The sequence below is a fragment of the Pseudomonas fluorescens genome, assembly GCF_000802965.1.
GTDB lineage: Bacteria > Pseudomonadota > Gammaproteobacteria > Pseudomonadales > Pseudomonadaceae > Aquipseudomonas > Aquipseudomonas fluorescens_A.
Genome location: NZ_JSAK01000007.1, coordinates 1 through 17,699, shown reverse-complemented (window position 1 = coordinate 17,699; position 17,699 = coordinate 1). Strand labels below are relative to the sequence as shown.

Sequence of the window (17,699 nt, the reverse complement as noted above, 5' to 3'; positions counted from 1 at the left end):
GACCGCGCGTTCGCGCGGAGAATCAAAAGATCGCAGCCTGCGGCAGCTCCTACAGGGAAATCTTCATGGGCAATTGGCCTGAACAAGTTGCTCGGGACGATTCAATAAGCGCACACCCAACTCCAACAACAACGCCACAACAATCGCCCCGGCCGCAATCACGAACATCAACGCATGATGACCACCGCTGGCATTGAACAGCGCGGAATAAGCGAACCCGGAAATGGCCTGGAAGGTGGCGAAGGACACCGTTGCGCGACTCCACACGACCTGTTGCTGATGGTGCCCGGGGACCAGTTCGTGAACCCGAGCCAAGGCCAGCGGCACGATGCCCGGTGGAAACGAACCGAGGATCACCGCCAGCAACGCCAATGCCGCGAATGAGTTGCAGATCGACAGCAGACCCACAGCAATCGCCTGAACGACCAGCACCAGGCGAATACTCGGCCTCGCCCCCAGTTGATCCGCCAGAAAGCCATAACTCACCGGCCCGACAATCGCGCCGATGCCGTACATCACCCAAATCAGCGCGCCGACGTGTTGCCCGGCGCCGAGGCCGCGAGCCACGTAATCCACCAGGAACACCATGGCCGGCACCAGTCCTGCCGCCATGAGCGCGTACTGGGCAAACAGCAAGTAGACACCCGGGTTTGTCCGGGGCGACGCGACATTGGCCGTCGTTGCAGTCGTTGCATGGGGCGCCGCCGACGGCCAGCCAAACCAGCTGATGGCAGTCAGGATCAGCGCCAGCAAGCCGAGGCCGAGCCAGGTTTGTTGCAAGCCCAGGGTCAATAGCGGCGGGACAATCGTCCCGGACCCGGCAATGCCCAGCCCTATGCCGAGAAAGATCGCGCCACTGGCCAAGCCTTTGCGCGAGGCCGGCACATGCGGCAACACCGTCGCCGCCACCAGCACCATGATCGCGCCACCGGCAATGCCCGAGAGCAAACGCCAGCCGAAAAACCAGCTCACCGACAACGGATACGCACAGGCGAAAAACGACAATGTCACTGCCAGCATCATCAGCCGCAGCGCGGTTTTGTTCGATGTCCCTCGTGCCAACGGGTGGCCGATCAGTGCACCGATGAGGTAGCCCACCAGGTTGGCGGCGCCGAGGTACACCACGTCGCTGGCGGAAAACCAATGGGCCTGGATCAGTGACGGAATCAGCGGTGTATAGGCAAAACGCGCCAGGCCGATGCTGACCAGGCTGGCGCTGAGACCGGCGAATATAGGCAGCCAGATTGCGCTGCGTGGGTTGTGCGTTGCGCTGGGCATGAGGGGCGTCCTGCAGGTTTGATTGGAGCCCAGCATAACGAGGTTTATTGATGCGCCGGCGCAGCGATTTCACGCTACAGTGATGCATAAATGCATCATTGAGGAGAGGCCAATGAATTGGGATGACGCACGGGTATTCCTGGCGGTCTGCCGCGAATCAACGTTGCGCGGCGCAGCGCGGGTGCTGGGTGTCGATCAGGCCACTGTCGGCCGGCGCATTACGGCGCTGGAAAAATCATTGAGCGCGACGTTGTTCCTGCGCACTTCCGAAGGCTATGCACTGACTGCGGTGGGCGAGGCGGCGATGCGCGCCATCGAGAAAATGGAGCATTCCGCACTGGAGCTTGAGCGGCGTATCCAGGGCCTCGATGATCGGCTGACGGGCACCGTGCGGGTGACCACCACCGACTCCATGGCCATCGACTTCCTGATCCCGGCCATCGCTCGTTTGCATCAACGTCACCCCGACGTGCGGGTGCAGCTGGACGCTTCGACACAAATTCTCAGCCTGGCCAAACGCGAAGCCGACATCGCCGTTCGCAATACCCGGCCAGAGAACCCTGACCTTATCGCCCGGCGAATCGCTCGTTGGCCGGTGGGCCTGTTCGCCTCGCAAGCCTACGTGGATGCCCGTGGTGTGCCCGAGCCGGGATCGGCGTTCGAAGGGCATGATCTGGTGGTGTATCAGCCGTATTTGCAGAGTGGCAAGGACCTGACGCTGGTTAGCGAACCGCCGGGTCGCGGGCGGATTGTTGCCAGCCTGAGTTCCGGCCTGCTGGTGCGTCGCTCCATTGCCGCGGGGATCGGGATCGGGGAAATTCCGGTGTACGTGGGGGAGAAGGATGGACTGGTGAGGTTGTGGCCGGAGCGCACCCGGCCGCTGCCTTATGACGTGTGGCTGGTGACTCACGCGGATTTGCGGCATACGGCGCGGGTTCGCGTGGTGATTGATGAGATTGTCGAAGGCTTTTGTGGGAGCGAGCCTGCTCGCGATGGACTTCAACGATAACGCGTGCTCTCTGGAAACAACGCGTTTTCATTACTTCCATCGCGAGCAGGCTCGCTCCTACAAGGGCCGGTTGCTTATGGCATTTCCGGCAGCTCTTGCGGACGCAGATCGAACACCAATACTTCGGCATCTACCCCGTTGCTCAGGGTCAGCAACTGTTCTTCGCGAACCCGCACGCCGTCGCCTTCCTGCAAGGCCACGCCGTTCAGTTCGACCTGGCCGCGAGCCACATGCACATAGGCATAGCGATTGGCAGCCAGTTCCAGCGTGGCGCTCTCCTTGCCATCGATCAGGCCGGCATACACCCGCGCGTCCTGGCGGACTTTCAGCGAACCCTTGGCGCCGTCGGGGGAGATGATCAATTGCAGGCGACCGCGTTTTTTCTGCGTGCTGAAATGTTCTTGCTGATAGCGGGGTTTGGCACCGCTGACGTCCGGGACGATCCAGATTTGCAGAAAGTGCACGGGCCGCGAGTCCGAGTGGTTGTATTCGCTGTGCGCCACGCCGCTGCCGGCGCTCATCAACTGCACATCGCCGGGACGGATCACCGAGCCGGTGCCCAATGTGTCCTTGTGTTCCAGTGCACCTTCGAGCACGTAGGAGAAAATCTCCATGTCGCGATGCGGGTGCTGGCCGAAACCTTTACCGGCCGCCACCCGGTCATCGTTGATCACCAGCAGATCGGAAAAACCCTGTTCTTTCGGGTTGCGATAGCCGGCGAAGGAAAAGGTATGGAACGACTTCAGCCAACCGTGATTGGCCAGGCCACGATCCGATGCTTTGCGAAGGGTCAGCATGATGAAATCTCCTGTGGGGACGTTGATTCGTCCGAGTGAGGAGAAGGTTAATGGTTACTGGTGGGTGTAATAAGTAGATGGAAATTGAAATACTGTCTCCTTCAGGTTGACAGTAATGAACGACGACGCTGACGCTACACTTCGCCATAATGCCCATCAATGCCGAACACATAATCTGTAGGAGCGTGGCTTGCCCGCGATGGCGGCCTCGCAATCGATGCAAATCCCGCTGGCCCCATCGCCAGCAAGCCGGCTCCTACAGGAATGGGTGTTTTTTTCCTAAGATTCCAGTGATTCTGAACCCATGAAAACCGTGGCAATGGTGCTGTTTCCCGACTTTCTCCTGCTCGACATGGCCGGTCCGATGGAGGTGTTTTCCATTGCCAACCGTTATCTCAAACCCGACGACCACTATGTGCTGACGACCCTTGGCACCGAGCCCGGCGCACTGCGGGCGTCCAATGGCGTGAGGGTGCTTGCCGATATGCCTGTCGATCAGGCCTGCGATGGCTTCGATCTGCTGCTGGTGCCTGGCGGCCCCGGTGCCTACAACGAAAAACATCCGCCGTTGCTCGAGTGGCTCAAGCACAACGTCACTCGATCGACGACTTATGGCTCGATCTGCACCGGTGCGTTTGTGCTGGGCCACGCCGGTTTACTCGATGGCTACCGCGTGACCACCCACTGGCATTACACCGAACGGTTGATCAAGGCATTCCCCACGGCGACGGTCGAGACCGATCAGATTTACGTTCAGGACCGCAACCTCATCACCTCCGGCGGGGTCACCGCCGGCATCGACCTGGCGCTGGCAGTGGTCGCTGCAGACCATGGCAAGAAAGTCGCTCAGGACGTCGCGAAGGTGTTGCTGGTGGTCATGAAGCGCCAGGGCGGCCAGGCGCAGTTCAGCCCGCTGATGGCAGCGGTAGCTCCGAATGAAACGGCGATCACCCGCGTGCAGAACCATGTGCTCGAACACCTGGACGAAGCCTTCAGCATCGAACGCATGGCCAGTCTGGCCAACATGAGCCCCCGTCATTTCGCCAGGGTCTTTTCCCGGGAAGTGAACATGACGCCCATGGAGTTTCTGCAAAACGCACGCATCGACTGCGCCCGAAACCTGCTGGAAACCGGTGACTTGCCGCTCAAGACCGTAGCGTTCAAAAGCGGCTTCGGCAGCGTGCGGCACATGCGTTTTCTGTTCAGTGAAAAGCTCGGCCTGACCCCGACCCAGTACCGCGAGCAATTCAGCTAGCGCCTTTGTCCGTTGTGCGCACCGTAATGACCGTGACGCTCCCCACGTGGTGGTTGAACCGTCACCGGGGGCTGCCAAGATACCTGTGAACTCATTGCAAGGAAGGTACGGAGCCTGGATGGCCTCGCGTGCCGAGCAGGTTTCCAGCGGGTGACGACGCATGAATAGCCTCAGAGATTTCAACAGCGACACGGTGCTGCACTTCGGCCCCTTCGCGTTCCACGTCAATCAACGACTGGTGCTGGAGGGCGATCAGCCGCTGCGCCTGGGCGGGCGCGCGCTGGATATCTTGCAGGTGCTGGTCGAGCATGCAGGCTCGGTGGTCAGCAAGGACGAGCTGATTGCTCAGGTCTGGCCGAGAACGGTGGTCGAGGAAATCAACCTGCGCGTGCACATTGCTGCCCTGCGTCGGGCCTTTCGTGACGGACAGAACGGGCACTGCTACATCGTCAACATCCCCGAGCGTGGCTACAGCTTTGTCGCGCCGGTGCAGCAGGCGATGACTATCACGCCTTTCGCCATCGACGCCCCTCATGAAATCCCCCACAACCTGCCGGCGCGACTCACGTCTGTCACCGGTCGCGATGCCGTCGTTGGCAGTCTGGTGCGGCAGTTGCCGGTACGCCGCTTCATGACCGTGGTCGGGCCGTGTGGCATTGGCAAGACCACCGTTGCCTTGCGTGTCGCTGAATTGCTCTTGCAGCACTACCGCGACGGTGTGTGGCGGGTGGATATGGCGATGATCGATGACCCGGCGCAGGTGCTCGATCATTTGACGCGTACATTGGAATTGGACGTCGGCACTACCTTCGACACGCTGGGGCAGTGGCATGCGTTGCTGGTCCTCGACAATTGCGAGCGCCTGCTTGAAGGCTGCCGGACACTGGTCGAAGGGTTACTGATTTCAGCACCTCATCTGTCGATTCTCGCCACCAGCCGTGAACCGTTGCTGGCCAACAACGAAACACTCCTGCCTTTGCCGCCGCTGCTGGTGCCACCGACGTCGGCCTTGCGTAGTATTGACGAGGTCATGGGCTATTCAGCTGTGCAGTTGTTCGTCAGCCGTGCCCGTGCTCGTCAGCACGGCTTTGCCCTGCGCGAGCAGGACCTTAAGGTCGTGCGCGAAATCTGTCGGCGACTCGATGGCTTGCCCTTGGCGATTGAGCTGGCGGCGGCACAGATCGACGCGTTGGCGCTGGTGGGCCTGCAAGCGCAACTGGATAACTGTTTTCAGATGCTGACCCAGGGGCGGCGTACGGCAGTCCCACGACACCAGACCCTGAAAGCGGCTCTCGACTGGAGCTATGAGCGGCTGAGTCCGATGGAGCAAACCGTGTTGCAGCGCCTGGCGGTATTCAAATCGGCGTTCACCCTGGACGCGGCAATGGGCGTGATCAGTTGTGCGACGCTGGGGTCCTCCAGTCTGATCAGCGTAATGGAGGGTCTGGTGTTCAAATCGCTGCTGTCGCTGGAGCTAGTCCGCGGCGTGACCCGCTATCGCTTTCTCAATACCACTCGCTGTTATGCGCTGGAAAAACTCGAACAGAGCGGAGCCTTGCGCGCCTTTGAAATGCGCTACGCCGGCTACGTCAGTCACACACGCCGGCCATCAAACCGGCAGGTGACCCTGCAGCTCGCCGAGTAAACATTTCACGGCGACCAGGTCCGGCGTGGCATGGCCTTCGGTGAATCGCTGGTAGATCGGCGTCAGCAACACATGGGCTTGCCGGTAGCGGCCCTGACGCTGCCAAAGCCGCGCCAGCGAGGTGGCACTGCGCAGTTCCCAGGCCAGGGCGCCTTGGGCTTTCGCCACGTTGAGTGCCTTGAGCAGCACGGTTTCGGCGGCACAATTTCTGATCGGGCAATCCGCGGCCAACAGCGCATCGGTGCTGGCGCGCAGAATCTCCGCGGTGCTCCAGCCCGCCGCGCCGCTCTCGGCGCGTTGCAGCAAATCATAATCGACGAAGCCGCTGTCGAGGGTGACCATGATGTCCTTGACCAAACCCATCTGCGGACGAGGAAGCGCATCTGCCTCGGCACCGTCGATGACCTGTGCGTAGTGCCGGGCCCAAGTGTAGAAAAGCAGCACCGAATGTTTCTGTGCTTGCTCCAGCAGCAGGCGCAAGAGTTCGCGGGCGGTTCGGCTGTCGCCGTTGTAATGGGCGATCAGGCAGCCTGACAGTGCCAGTGTGTAGCAGATGGACGAGCCGTGGTTGATCTGCAGCGCAATGTCCAGCGCCTGCCGGGCAGTACGCCAGGCTTGTTCCGGTTGGCCCTGTATCCAGAGGATGCGGGCAAGGATGGTCAGGGCGGCGACGCTCTGGTCGTATTGCACGCCAAATCCATGAGTGAAACGATTGAGATGGCCGCTGTGGGCCATGCGCTGGATCACCTCTTCGGCGTTCATCCGCGCCCGGTGCTGATCGCCGGCAAAGTGCAGGGTCAGCACGCGCAAGCGATGGGCGCTCAAGGACAGTGCTGCATCGCCTTGCGGCCCCAGTCGGTCGAATTGTTCGCTCTGTTCCAGGGCCATTTGATAGTGGCCGCAACCGAGGTTGACCGCCAGGTGCCCGGAGACAGCGCGAAGTTTTCCGGCCAGGTCATTGCAGTGATTGGCCAGGGTATGCGCGCTGACAAAGGCTTCGATGGTTTCGGTTGTGCCGCCGTTGGTGTGGTAACAGGTGCTGCCGAGGGCCAGTTTCAAGGTCATTTTCAGACGTGGGCAGGTCTCGGGCGCAACGTCGAGGAGCGCCAGCGCCTTGCGCACATAACCGCCGTACTCGTTGAGCAGCGACAGTTCCTGCCACAGCGGCGTGGACGTTGCGGTCAGGCGGATTGCCAGCGCATGCGGCCCTTGTGCAGACAGCCCCCAGTCGAGCGCCGCACGGATGTCTTCAAGGCTGCGCGCGTAACGATCTATCCATACACCGGTGGGGATGTGTTCCCAGTCGTTTTGCGCCTGCTGCATTAGCGTCAGACACCGTTCGGCGTGGCGTTTGCGGGCGGCAGGCAGTTCGTCGGTCTGTTCGAGTTTTTCCAGGGCATAGCGGCGGGTGGTGTCGAGCAGGCGGTAGAACACCTCTTCGTCGCCGACGTCCACGCTCAGCAGCGACTTGGCCACCAGTTGCGTGATGGAGCCGAACACTTCTCGCGGTTCGATGTGTTCGCCAACGATCACCGCCGCCGCCGATTCCAGGGTAAAGCCACCGCGAAAGATGCCCAGTCGACGCAGGCAGGTTTGTTCACAGGCATTGAGCAGTTTGAAGCTCCAGTCCAGCGTTGTGCGCAGGGTTTGATGCCTGCCCAGGGGCGACTGGCTGCTGTGGGCAAGCAGCCGAAAACTTTCTTGCAACTGCGTCAGCAAACCGCTGAGGCCAAGGTTCGCGACTTGCGCGGCCGCCAGTTCGAGGGCCAGGGGAATGCCATCGAGGCGCCGGCAGATATCGATGACCAGCGGCAATTCGGCATCGGTCAATTCAAAGCTGTCATGGCTGGCCATGGCCCGTTCGACGAACAATTGCAGTGCGGAAAAACTCAAGGCCTGAGCGCGGTCCAGCACGGCAATGGGCGGCGGGCAGTCCAGTGACTCCAGGCGCTGGACGAATTCGCTTTCGGCTCGCAGGCTCTCGCGACTGGTGGCCAGGATATGCAGCTGCGGCGCGCCACGCAGCAGGCTTTCACAGAGCAGTGCCACGCTGTCGATCAGGTGTTCGCAATTGTCGATGACCAGCAACATCTGCCGTTCGCGCAGGAACGTGGCGAGGCTGTTCAGCGGTTCACCGTCGTGCAGAGACAGGTCGAGCAACGTCGCCAGTTGACCGGTGATCACCGAAGGATCATTGATCGGCGCCAGGTCCAGCAGGCGAATACCGTCGCGGTAGCGGCCGATCAGTTGCTCGGCGACGCGCAGGGCGACGGTGGTTTTGCCGATACCGCCGGGACCAACGAGGGTGATGAAGCGCTGGCGCGGCAATTGCGCCATCAGACTGTCGACCAGCACCTGGCGACCGATCAGGCGGGTGTGGCGCAAGGGCAGGTTATGGCCGTTCGATTCAATAGCGCCCTGTTGCGGGCCTTGCTTGATGTGCTCCAGCGAACAAGGCGCGACAAAACTGTAGCCACGTTGGGCCACGGTGACGATGTAGCGCTGGCCGGCCTGACCGTCGCCGAGGGCTTTGCGCAGGGCAGCCATATGCACCCGCAGGTTGATCTCTTCGACCACGCTGTCGGGCCAGATTTCGGCGATCAGCTGTTGTTTGCTGACCACTTTTCCGGCGTGTTCCAGCAGGATCAACAGGATGTCCATGGCTCGCCGGCCCAGGCGCAAGGGCCGATCGGATTCCATCACCAGACGTTGTCCGGGATAGATCTTGTAGGGGCCGAAATGCACAGCCTGTTCGGGGACAAGGGTCAACGGGGTGCTCCTGTATGCATGCGTCTGGACCGTGGTTTTCGAGCATATTCCTCAGCTTTTTGCTGCTGTGCAATGCGCTGCGCGGGTGACTGTCGGCCGCGCCCATTGAATGACGCGTATCAGGCAATCGCTCGCGGTCCCGTGAACATTGGACGAGAACGCAGAACCCGGGCTGTCAGGATTTTTAGCATGGCAGGGAAAATTAACAACGTTTAACTCGTCGTGCGTCCGCTCTGGACGAAGACTCCCACCTGTAGGAGCTGCCGCAGGCTGCGATCTTTTGATCCTGTTTTTAAAAAACCACATCAAAAGATCGCAGCCTGCGGCAGCTCCTACAGGGATTTTGTATGTCTGGAGGACGCCGGAATGAGCAGGGTGGTGGTGGTTTATCACAGTGGTTACGGACACACCCGAGTCATGGCCGAAGCCGTCGCCCTGGGTGTGGAACGGCACGCGGGCAGCACCTGCCGGCTCATTGCGGTCGAAGACGTCGACCAGCACTGGGCGTGCTTGCACCACGCCGACGCGATCATTTTCGGCGCGCCGACCTACATGGGCAGCGCTTCGGCGGCCTTCAAGACCTTCATGGAGGCCACGGCGGCGTTTTACCTGGCGCAACCGTGGCGCGACAAACTGGCCGCCGGCTTCACCAATTCCGGCAGCCTGTGCGGCGACAAACTCAACACCTTGCTGCAAATGGCGGTGTTCGCCGCCCAGCATTCGATGATCTGGGTCGGCCTCGACCTATTGCCCGCGCGCTCCGCCACGGGCGTGTTCGACGGGCAGATGAACCGGCTGGGCAGTTCGTTGGGCGCCATGGCCCAGTCCAATGTCGAGCAGTCCCCCGATCTGGCCCCGCCCGCCGAGGACCGCTGCACCGCCGCGCACCTCGGCGAGCGCGTGGCGCGGCTGGCCGAGCGCATGGGCCGCGCATCCGATTGATTCACCCCCCACCTCACAAAAAAAGGAGCACGCCACATGAGCACGTTCACCACCCGCGACGGCACCGAGATTTACTTCAAGGACTGGGGCACTGGTCAGCCGATCATCTTCAGCCACGGCTGGCCGCTGAATGCCGACAGCTGGGAATCGCAGATGTTTTTCCTCGCCTCCCAGGGTTACCGCGTGATTGCCCACGACCGCCGTGGGCATGGTCGGTCCAGTCAACCGTGGTTCGGCAACGACATGGACACCTACGCCGATGACCTCGCACAACTGATCGAACACCTGGATTTGCACAACGTTGTGCTGTTCGGCTTCTCCACCGGTGGCGGCGAAGTGGCGCGTTACATCGGTCGTCACGGCACCGGTCGGGTAGCCAAGGCCGGGCTGATTTCCTCGGTGCCGCCGCTGATGCTCAAGACCGAAGCCAATCCCGGCGGCCTGCCGATCGAAGTGTTCGACGGCATTCGCCAGGCGTCGGTGGTGGATCGCTCGCAGCTGTACAAGGACCTCGCCAGCGGGCCGTTCTTCGGCTTCAACAAGCCTGGCGCCAAACCGTCCCAGGGCATGATCGACTGGTTCTGGATGCAGGGCATGACCGCCGGCCACAAAAACGCCTATGACTGCATCAAGGCCTTTTCGGAAACCGACTTCACCGAAGACCTGAAGAAATTCGACGTGCCGACATTGGTGGTGCACGGCGACGCCGATCAGGTGGTGCCGATCGAAGCAGCAGGCATCGCTTCGGCAGGATTGGTGAAAGGTTCTACGCTGAAGGTCTACCCCGGCGCGCCCCATGGCTTGACTGACACCCACAAGGATCAGCTCAACGCCGATCTGCTGGCGTTTTTGAAGGGTTGACGTACCCCGGCGCGGGCGTAGATCCGCGCCGGACCTTGCTCCTGATGAGCAACCATCCATCGAGAAGAAGGCCCATGAAAAAGCTGACCAATGCCACCGGCGCCCCGGTGGCCGACAATCTCAATATCCAGACTGCCGGGCCCCGTGGTCCGGCGCTCTTGCAAGACATCTGGTTGCTGGAAAAGCTCGCCCATTTCGACCGTGAATTGATCCCCGAACGGCGCATGCACGCCAAGGGCGCTGGCGCCTACGGCACCTTCACTGTGACCAATGACATCACCCGATACACAAAAGCCAACATTTTCAGCTCAGTGGGCAAGCAGACGCCGTTGTTCGTGCGTTTTTCTTCGGTGGCCGGTGAACGCGGCGCTGCGGATGCCGAGCGCGACATCCGTGGTTTCGCGGTGAAGTTCTACACCGACGAAGGCAACTGGGACATTGTGGGCAACAACACCCCGGTGTTTTTCTTCCGCGACCCGTTGCGTTTTTCCGACCTCAACCACGTGGTCAAGCGCGACCCGCGCACCGGCCTGCGCAACGCCACCAGCAACTGGGATTTCTGGAGCCTGCTGCCCGAGGCGCTGCACCAGGTCACCATCGTCATGAGTGATCGCGGGATTCCTACCAGTTTCCGTCACATGCACGGCTTCGGCAGTCACACCTTCAGCTTGATCGACCGTGACAACCAACGGGTCTGGGTGAAGTTTCATTTTGTCTGTGAGCAAGGTATCGAAAACCTGTCGGATGCCGAGGCCGCCGTGGTGGTTGGCAAGGACCGTGAAAGCAACCTGCGGGACTTGTACGAGAGCATCGAGCAGGGGCATTTCCCGCGCTGGAAGCTGTGCATTCAGGTCATGACCGAAGAGCAGGCCAACAATTGGCGGCACAACCCGTTCGACTTGACCAAGGTCTGGCCACACGGCGAGTTTCCGCTGATCGAAGTCGGCACCATGGAGCTCAATCGCAATGCTGAAAACCACTTTGCCGAAATCGAGCAAGCGGCGTTTTCCCCGGCCAACGTGGTGCCCGGCGTCAGTTTCTCGCCGGACCGTATGCTCCAGGCGCGGCTGTTTTCCTATGGCGACGCCCAGCGTTATCGCCTGGGGGTGAACTTCAATCACATTCCGGTCAACGCGCCGCGCTGCCCGCATCACAGCTATCACCGCGACGGCGCCATGCGCACCGACGGCAACCTGGGCGGCACTGCCAGTTATTTCCCGAACAGTGTGGGCGAGTGGGAGGATTCGAAGGAGCTGTCTGAGCCGCCGCTGCCGCTGGAAGGCTTTGCCCAGCACTATGACCACCGGCTCGAAGAGGACCACTACGAGCAGCCAGGCAACCTGTTCCGCCTGCTCGACCCGGCGCGCCAGCAATTGCTGTTTGAAAACACCGCGCGGGCCATGAACGGCGTGCCGCAACTGATCCGCCAGCGGCATATCGATAATTGCACCAAGGCTGATCCGGCTTATGGACGTGGCGTGGCCGAGGCGTTGGAGCGCCTTGTTCCGTTGGGCTAAAAAACACACATGACCCGTAGGAGCCGGCTTGCTGGCGATGGCGCCCGTGAAAACGCCATCGCCGGCAAGCCGGGCTCCTACAGGGCGCGTACTTCCCGGCAGCGCCAGGCAAACGGGTTGATGCCTTCGCTGCGGGTGAACATGTGGCAAAAGTGCGCCTGGTCGCAGAAGCCGCATTCCAGGCTGATTTGCGTCAGGCTCAGGTCGGTGTGCCGGATCAGCAGCTTGGCCCGGGCGATGCGTTGTTGGCGAATCCATTCCTGAGGCGAACAGCCGGTGCTGCACTTGAACGCACGGGAGAAATGGCTGCGCGACAACGAACAGGCCTGCGCCAGTTCGGTCACTTGCAGGGTTTCGCCGAGGCGATCAAGGATCAGTCGTTTCACCAGCCGTTCACGCTGCGGACTGAGGCCGCTGGCGTTTTTTCCTGGTGTTTCTGCGACTGTCGCGCGGGCGGCGTTTTGCTGGAATTGAGCCATGGCGAATGTCCGAGTCGGTAGGATTCATTCTTGAACCCCAGGGCATTGGCTTGCGAGTTAAACGTTGTTAATTCCTCGTCCATGGCGGGCAGTCTGGCGAAAAGTCAGACACAATCGTTGCCCTCGCGCCTGGCCAACACACAAGGGAACCGTGCCTATGAACCGAAACGATTTGCGTCGCGTCGACATGAACCTGCTGGTGATTTTCGAAGCGCTGATGTTCGAGAAGAACCTGACCCGCGTCGCGGAAAAACTGTTCATGGGCCAACCGGCGGTAAGCGCCGCGCTGGGCCGTTTGCGCGATCTGTTCGACGATCCGCTGCTGTTGCGCAATGGTCGCGGAATGGAGCCGACGGGGCGGGCACTGGCGATTCTCAAGGAGCTGCAACCGGCGATGGACACCATCTCCGGCGCAGTCAGTCGGGCCAAGGAGTTTGATCCGGCGACCAGTTGCGATGTGTTTCGCATTGGCCTGTCGGACGATGCCGAGTTCGGTTTGTTTCCGCCACTGCTGAGCAAGCTGCAGGAAGAAGCGCCGGGCATTGTCGTGGTGGTACGCCGGGCCAATTATTTGCTGATGCCAGCGTTGCTGGCGTCGGGGGAAATCTCTGTGGGCGTCAGCTACACCACTGACTTGCCGGCCAATGCCAAGCGCAAGAAACTGCGTGATATTCCCTGCAAAGTGCTGCGCGGCGACAAGCGCCCGGGGACGCTGACTCTGGATGAGTATTGTGAGCGGCCCCATGCGATGGTGTCGTTTTCCGGGGATCTGAGCGGCAATATCGATCTGGATCTGGCCAAGGTTGGCCGGACCCGCCGGGTGGTGTTGGGAGTTCCCCAGTTCAGCGGTTTGCGCGCGTTGCTCGCCGGGACCGAGATGATTGCCACGGTGCCGGATTATGCGGCTTGCGCATTGGTGGAGGGGTGTGGGTTGCGGGCTGAAGATCCGCCGTTCGAGATTGAAGCGGCGCAGTTGTCGATGGCGTGGAGTGGGGTGCATGACAATGATCCGGCGGAGCGGTGGTTGCGCTCTCGGATCAGTCAGTTCATGTCGGAGCCGGTGGCGGTTTTGGCTTGAACGTGGCGGCCTGGTAGCCGACCAGGTTCTTGGTTGGTTGAGTGCATATCCGTTGCTGCGGTAACGGCTACTTAGGGTTCCGCTCTTACAGCGGGTTACTTGGAAAAGCGCCAAGTAACCAAGCGCTCTTGCCCCTGTCGTTCGGTGCCTCGCTGTGGCTCGGCATGCCCTCGCTCCGGTCCTGCTCCGTGGGCCCGCCGCCATCGGCCATCCATGGCCGGGGGCGGCTACCGCGGCATCCTTGCCGCGGTGCCCACTGCGCAGAACCTCCACTCGGCCTCTCGATGGGGCGTACACCTCAAGATCAAAAGCTGCAGGCGAGCTAACGCTCGGCCTGATGAGTGGTGAAAAGCGGATGGGTATACGCCGCTTTGCTTTTCTCTGTACGAGCTGGCTTGCCAGCTCCACACGGGACTTGTATCGATCAAAATATACGGCAACACCACCAATCCCTGTGGGAGCTGGCCTGCCAGCGATAGCGGCCTTCCAGGCAACCATTCACTCACGAATGCCCCCGATCCACTGTAGGAGCTGGCTTGCCAGCGATGGCGGCCTGACAGCCGACCAGATTTTCACGGAAGTCCCCAATCCCTGTAGGAGCCGGCTTGCTGGCGATGGCGGACTGTCATTCAACAGCAATGTCGACTGACACCCATCCATCCCAAGCTATGCCATTCCCACAACGATCTATGCTGTCCTGTGGATCCGGGGCCTCTCGCAAAAACAGCACGTACATTCAATTTTTTCCTTCCCCACCCCGGCACTATCCAAACCAGTACGGCGATCAATGCCAGTGGTTTTTTGTTCACCCTTAATTTTGTCTCGCCGGAGCCCTCCGATATGCCTGATTCCAATTTGCCCGACTCGCCGGCAAGGGGTTTCGAAGAAGTCGTGACCCTCGTCATCAAGCACCGGGTCAAGTCCGGTTTTGAAGCGCCTTATGAAGCCTGGCTGCGCAACATTGTCAGTGTCGCCGGGCAGCAGGAGGGGCACTTGGGTGTCGATGTGATGCGCGGCAAGAATGCCGGCCTCGACTCTTACACCTGCGTCTTGCGTTTTTGCTCCACCGAGGCGATGCAGCGCTGGCTCGATTCGCCGCAACGCCAGGCGCTGGTCAGTGAAGCCACGCCGATGTTGGCCGACGGCGATCAGACCGAGGTCAACCCGGCCAACGAATTCTGGTTTACCCCACAGACCGAATCGGGTTCGCCACCGCCGCGCTGGAAGCAGGCCGTGGTCACGCTGTTGGTGATTCTGCCGCACACGTTGCTGGTGCCGCTGCTCTGGGGGCCGTTGTTGCAACTCAACGCCGTGCTCTCCAACTACGTGGTCGCGACATTCCTGATCACCCTGACCATCGTGCTTTCGGTGGTGTACCTGTTCATGCCGATGGCGACGCGCTTGTTCGCGCCCTGGCTGTCTTCTTCTACTGCGCCCAAGGAAACGCGATGAACGCCGATCTGATTCTGTTCAATGGCCAATTTCATACCGTTGACCGTGAGAACCCATACGCCAGTGCGGTCGCTATCCGTGATGGCCGCTTTGTCGCGGTGGGCAGCGATGCCGAGGCCATGGCGTTGCGTGGTTCCGGTACGCAAGTGATCGATCTCAAGGGCCGCTGCGTGATTCCGGGTCTCAACGACTCGCACTTGCACCTGATTCGTGGCGGTTTGAATTACAACCTCGAACTGCGCTGGGAAGGCGTGCCGTCGCTGGCCGATGCCTTGCGCATGCTCAAGGATCAGGCCGACCGCACGCCGACGCCGCAGTGGGTGCGCGTGGTCGGTGGCTGGAATGAATTCCAGTTCGCCGAAAAACGCATGCCGACGCTCGAAGAGTTGAACCAGGCCGCGCCCGATACTCCGGTGTTTGTCCTGCATTTGTATGACCGCGCCTTGCTCAACCGCGCCGCGCTGCGGGTCGCCGGTTACACCCGCAACACGCCGAACCCGCCGGGTGGTGAGATCGTGCGGGACTCGAACGGTGAGCCAACCGGCATGCTGGTGGCGCGACCCAACGCGATGATTCTGTACTCGACGCTGGCCAAGGGGCCGAAGTTGCCGCTGGAGTATCAGGTCAACTCGACGCGTCAGTTCATGCGCGAACTCAATCGCCTCGGCTTGACCAGCGCCATCGACGCCGGTGGCGGTTTCCAGAATTACCCGGACGATTATCAGGTGATCGAACAGTTGGCCAAGGACCAGCAACTGACCGTGCGCATCGCGTACAACCTGTTCACCCAGAAGCCCAAGGAAGAACTGACCGATTTCAAGAACTGGACCAGCAGCGTGACCCTGCATCAGGGCGATGACTACCTGCGCCACAACGGCGCCGGGGAAATGCTGGTGTTCTCCGCGGCGGATTTCGAAGACTTCCTCGAACCGCGTCCGGACCTGCCGCAAACCATGGAAGACGAACTCGAACCGGTGGTGCGCCATCTGGTCGAGCAGCGCTGGCCGTTCCGTTTGCACGCCACTTACAACGAATCCATCAGCCGCATGCTCGACGTGTTCGAAAAGGTCAATCGCGACATTCCGTTCAACGGTTTGCCGTGGTTCTTCGACCACGCCGAAACCATCACCCCGAAGAACATCGAGCGGGTGAGGGCGCTGGGGGGCGGCATCGCGATTCAGGATCGCATGGCCTTCCAGGGTGAGTATTTCGTCGAGCGTTATGGCGCCAAGGCGGCCGAAGCCACACCACCGATCAAGCGCATGCTCGCCGAAGGTATACCAGTCGGCGCCGGCACCGACGCCACGCGGGTGTCCAGCTACAATCCTTGGACTTCGTTGTACTGGATGGTCAGCGGTCGCACGGTCGGCGGTCTGGCGTTGCACGCTGAGGGCTTGTCGCGCCTGACCGCGCTGGAATTGTTCACCCACGGCAGCGCCTGGTTTTCCTCCGAGCAGGGCAAGAAAGGCCAGATCAAGGTTGGGCAACTGGCCGACGTGGCGGCATTGAGTGCGGACTTTTTCAGCGTCGAGGAAGAAGCGATCAAATGGATCGAGTCGGTGCTGACCGTGGTCGGCGGCAAGGTGGTGTACGCCGCCGGCGACTTCGAAAAACTCGGACCGGCCAGTGTACCGGTGCTGCCGGACTGGTCGCCGGTGGTGAAAGTGCCCGGGCATTGGCGGCCGAATTCGCCGTTGCAGGCGCAGGTTCACCAATGCAGTGGACCTTGCAAGGTGCACTCTCACAGTCATGAGCGGGCGCGTCTGTCGAATGCGCCGGTCAGTGATTTCGCGGGTTTCTGGGGCGCCTTTGGCTGCTCGTGCTTTGCCTTCTGAAGAATACAAAAAAGCGTCGGTGCCAAGGCCTGCAGTGGCCGGCACCGGCGCAATCAGCGACAACCATCCATCAAGGAGTTTTTTATGAGCAATGTTCCGTACAAACGCCTGAACAAAGACGATGCCGTGGTCTTGCTGGTCGACCACCAGACCGGTCTGATCTCGCTGGTTCAGGACTTCACGCCCAACGAGTTCAAGAACAACGTGTTGGCCTTGGGTGACATCGCCAAGTTCTTCAACCTGCCGACCATTCTCACCACCAGTTTCGACAGCGGTCCGAACGGCCCGATCGTGCCAGAGCTCAAAGCACAGTTCCCGGACGCGCCGTTCATTGCGCGCCCTGGCCAGATCAACGCCTGGGACAACGAAGACTTCGTCAAGGCCGTGAAGGCCACCGGTCGCAAGCAACTGATCATCGCCGGTGTGGTAACCGACGTGTGCGTGACGTTCCCGACCCTGTCGGCTTTGGCCGAAGGTTTTGATGTGTTTGTGGTGACCGACGCTTCCGGCACCTTCAACACCACCGTGCAACAAGCGTCCTGGGCGCGCATGTCGGCCGCTGGTGCACAACTGCTGAACTGGTTCTCCGTGGCTTGCGAACTGCAAGGCGACTGGCGCAACGACATGGAAGGCCTGGCCAACCTGCTGTCGGAGCGCATTCCGAACTACCGCAACCTGATCAACAGCTACACCACGTTTACTGCCAAGTAAGACCACAGTGCTCCCTCTGTAGGAGCCCGGCTTGCCGGCGATGGCGCCCGTGAAATCGCCATCGCCGGCAA

14 protein-coding genes are annotated in these 17,699 nt (G+C 60.9%); 10 read left to right on the top strand and 4 right to left on the bottom strand.

The window, feature by feature from the left end:
- Positions 1 to 63: 63 nt before the first annotated feature.
- Positions 64 to 1,278: a YbfB/YjiJ family MFS transporter gene (locus NL64_RS06085; RefSeq protein WP_034147257.1), complete on the bottom strand. Its 1,215-nt coding sequence runs from the start codon at positions 1,276 to 1,278 to the stop codon at positions 64 to 66.
- A 112-nt stretch (positions 1,279 to 1,390) separates the two neighbouring features.
- Here NL64_RS06085 and NL64_RS06080 point away from each other — a divergent pair, with 112 nt between their 5' ends.
- Positions 1,391 to 2,287: a LysR family transcriptional regulator gene (locus tag NL64_RS06080; RefSeq protein WP_034147256.1), complete on the top strand. Its 897-nt coding sequence runs from the start codon at positions 1,391 to 1,393 to the stop codon at positions 2,285 to 2,287.
- 74 nt (positions 2,288 to 2,361) lie between these two features.
- Here NL64_RS06080 and NL64_RS06075 read toward each other — a convergent pair whose 3' ends face one another.
- Entirely contained in the window at positions 2,362 to 3,084 is a 723-nt protein-coding gene (locus tag NL64_RS06075) for a pirin family protein (RefSeq protein ID WP_034147255.1), read from the bottom strand.
- Between the two features lie 304 nt (positions 3,085 to 3,388).
- Here NL64_RS06075 and NL64_RS06070 point away from each other — a divergent pair, with 304 nt between their 5' ends.
- Together NL64_RS06070 and NL64_RS06065 are read left to right on the top strand one after the other, a co-directional pair.
- Positions 3,389 to 4,339 (top strand): GlxA family transcriptional regulator, encoded by a 951-nt coding sequence (locus NL64_RS06070; protein ID WP_034147254.1) that lies wholly within the window; start codon positions 3,389 to 3,391, stop codon positions 4,337 to 4,339.
- Between the two features lie 160 nt (positions 4,340 to 4,499).
- On the top strand, positions 4,500 to 5,984 hold the full coding sequence (locus NL64_RS06065; RefSeq protein WP_034147253.1) for an ATP-binding protein: 1,485 nt from the start codon (positions 4,500 to 4,502) through the stop codon (positions 5,982 to 5,984).
- Here NL64_RS06065 and NL64_RS06060 read toward each other — a convergent pair.
- Positions 5,949 to 8,753, bottom strand: coding sequence for an ATP-binding protein (locus tag NL64_RS06060; RefSeq protein ID WP_034147252.1), 2,805 nt, complete (start codon positions 8,751 to 8,753; stop codon positions 5,949 to 5,951). The genes NL64_RS06065 and NL64_RS06060 overlap by 36 nt on opposite strands.
- Before the next feature lie 366 nt (positions 8,754 to 9,119).
- On the opposite strand from NL64_RS06060, the gene NL64_RS06055 reads away from it, so the two are divergent.
- The 3 genes from NL64_RS06055 to NL64_RS06045 all read left to right on the top strand — a co-directional run bounded on the left by NL64_RS06055 (position 9,120) and on the right by NL64_RS06045 (position 12,073).
- Positions 9,120 to 9,695: a flavodoxin family protein gene (locus tag NL64_RS06055; protein WP_034147251.1), complete on the top strand. Its 576-nt coding sequence runs from the start codon at positions 9,120 to 9,122 to the stop codon at positions 9,693 to 9,695.
- A 36-nt stretch (positions 9,696 to 9,731) separates the two neighbouring features.
- Positions 9,732 to 10,556, top strand: a complete 825-nt coding sequence (locus NL64_RS06050; protein ID WP_034147250.1) for an alpha/beta fold hydrolase — start codon at positions 9,732 to 9,734, stop codon at positions 10,554 to 10,556.
- Positions 10,557 to 10,630: 74 nt separating this feature from the next.
- On the top strand, positions 10,631 to 12,073 hold the full coding sequence (locus tag NL64_RS06045) for a catalase (RefSeq protein ID WP_034147249.1): 1,443 nt from the start codon (positions 10,631 to 10,633) through the stop codon (positions 12,071 to 12,073).
- 77 nt (positions 12,074 to 12,150) lie between these two features.
- Here the strand turns inward: NL64_RS06045 and NL64_RS06040 are convergent, their stop codons facing one another.
- Complete coding sequence (locus NL64_RS06040) at positions 12,151 to 12,552, bottom strand: helix-turn-helix domain-containing protein (RefSeq protein WP_034147248.1); 402 nt, start codon at positions 12,550 to 12,552, stop codon at positions 12,151 to 12,153.
- Positions 12,553 to 12,709: 157 nt separating this feature from the next.
- Here NL64_RS06040 and NL64_RS06035 point away from each other — a divergent pair, with 157 nt between their 5' ends.
- From NL64_RS06035 to ycaC, 4 genes are all read left to right on the top strand, one after another.
- Entirely contained in the window at positions 12,710 to 13,630 is a 921-nt protein-coding gene (locus NL64_RS06035) for a LysR family transcriptional regulator (protein WP_034147247.1), read from the top strand.
- 840 nt (positions 13,631 to 14,470) lie between these two features.
- A complete protein-coding gene (locus NL64_RS06030; protein ID WP_034147246.1) occupies positions 14,471 to 15,082 on the top strand; it encodes an antibiotic biosynthesis monooxygenase in 612 nt (203 codons plus the stop codon).
- A complete protein-coding gene (locus NL64_RS06025) occupies positions 15,079 to 16,917 on the top strand; it encodes an amidohydrolase (RefSeq protein ID WP_034147245.1) in 1,839 nt (612 codons plus the stop codon). Before NL64_RS06030 ends, NL64_RS06025 begins: the two co-directional genes overlap by 4 nt.
- Positions 16,918 to 17,001: 84 nt before the next feature.
- Entirely contained in the window at positions 17,002 to 17,628 is a 627-nt protein-coding gene (ycaC, locus tag NL64_RS06020) for an isochorismate family cysteine hydrolase YcaC (RefSeq protein WP_034147244.1), read from the top strand.
- The last annotated feature ends 71 nt before the right edge of the window (positions 17,629 to 17,699 follow it).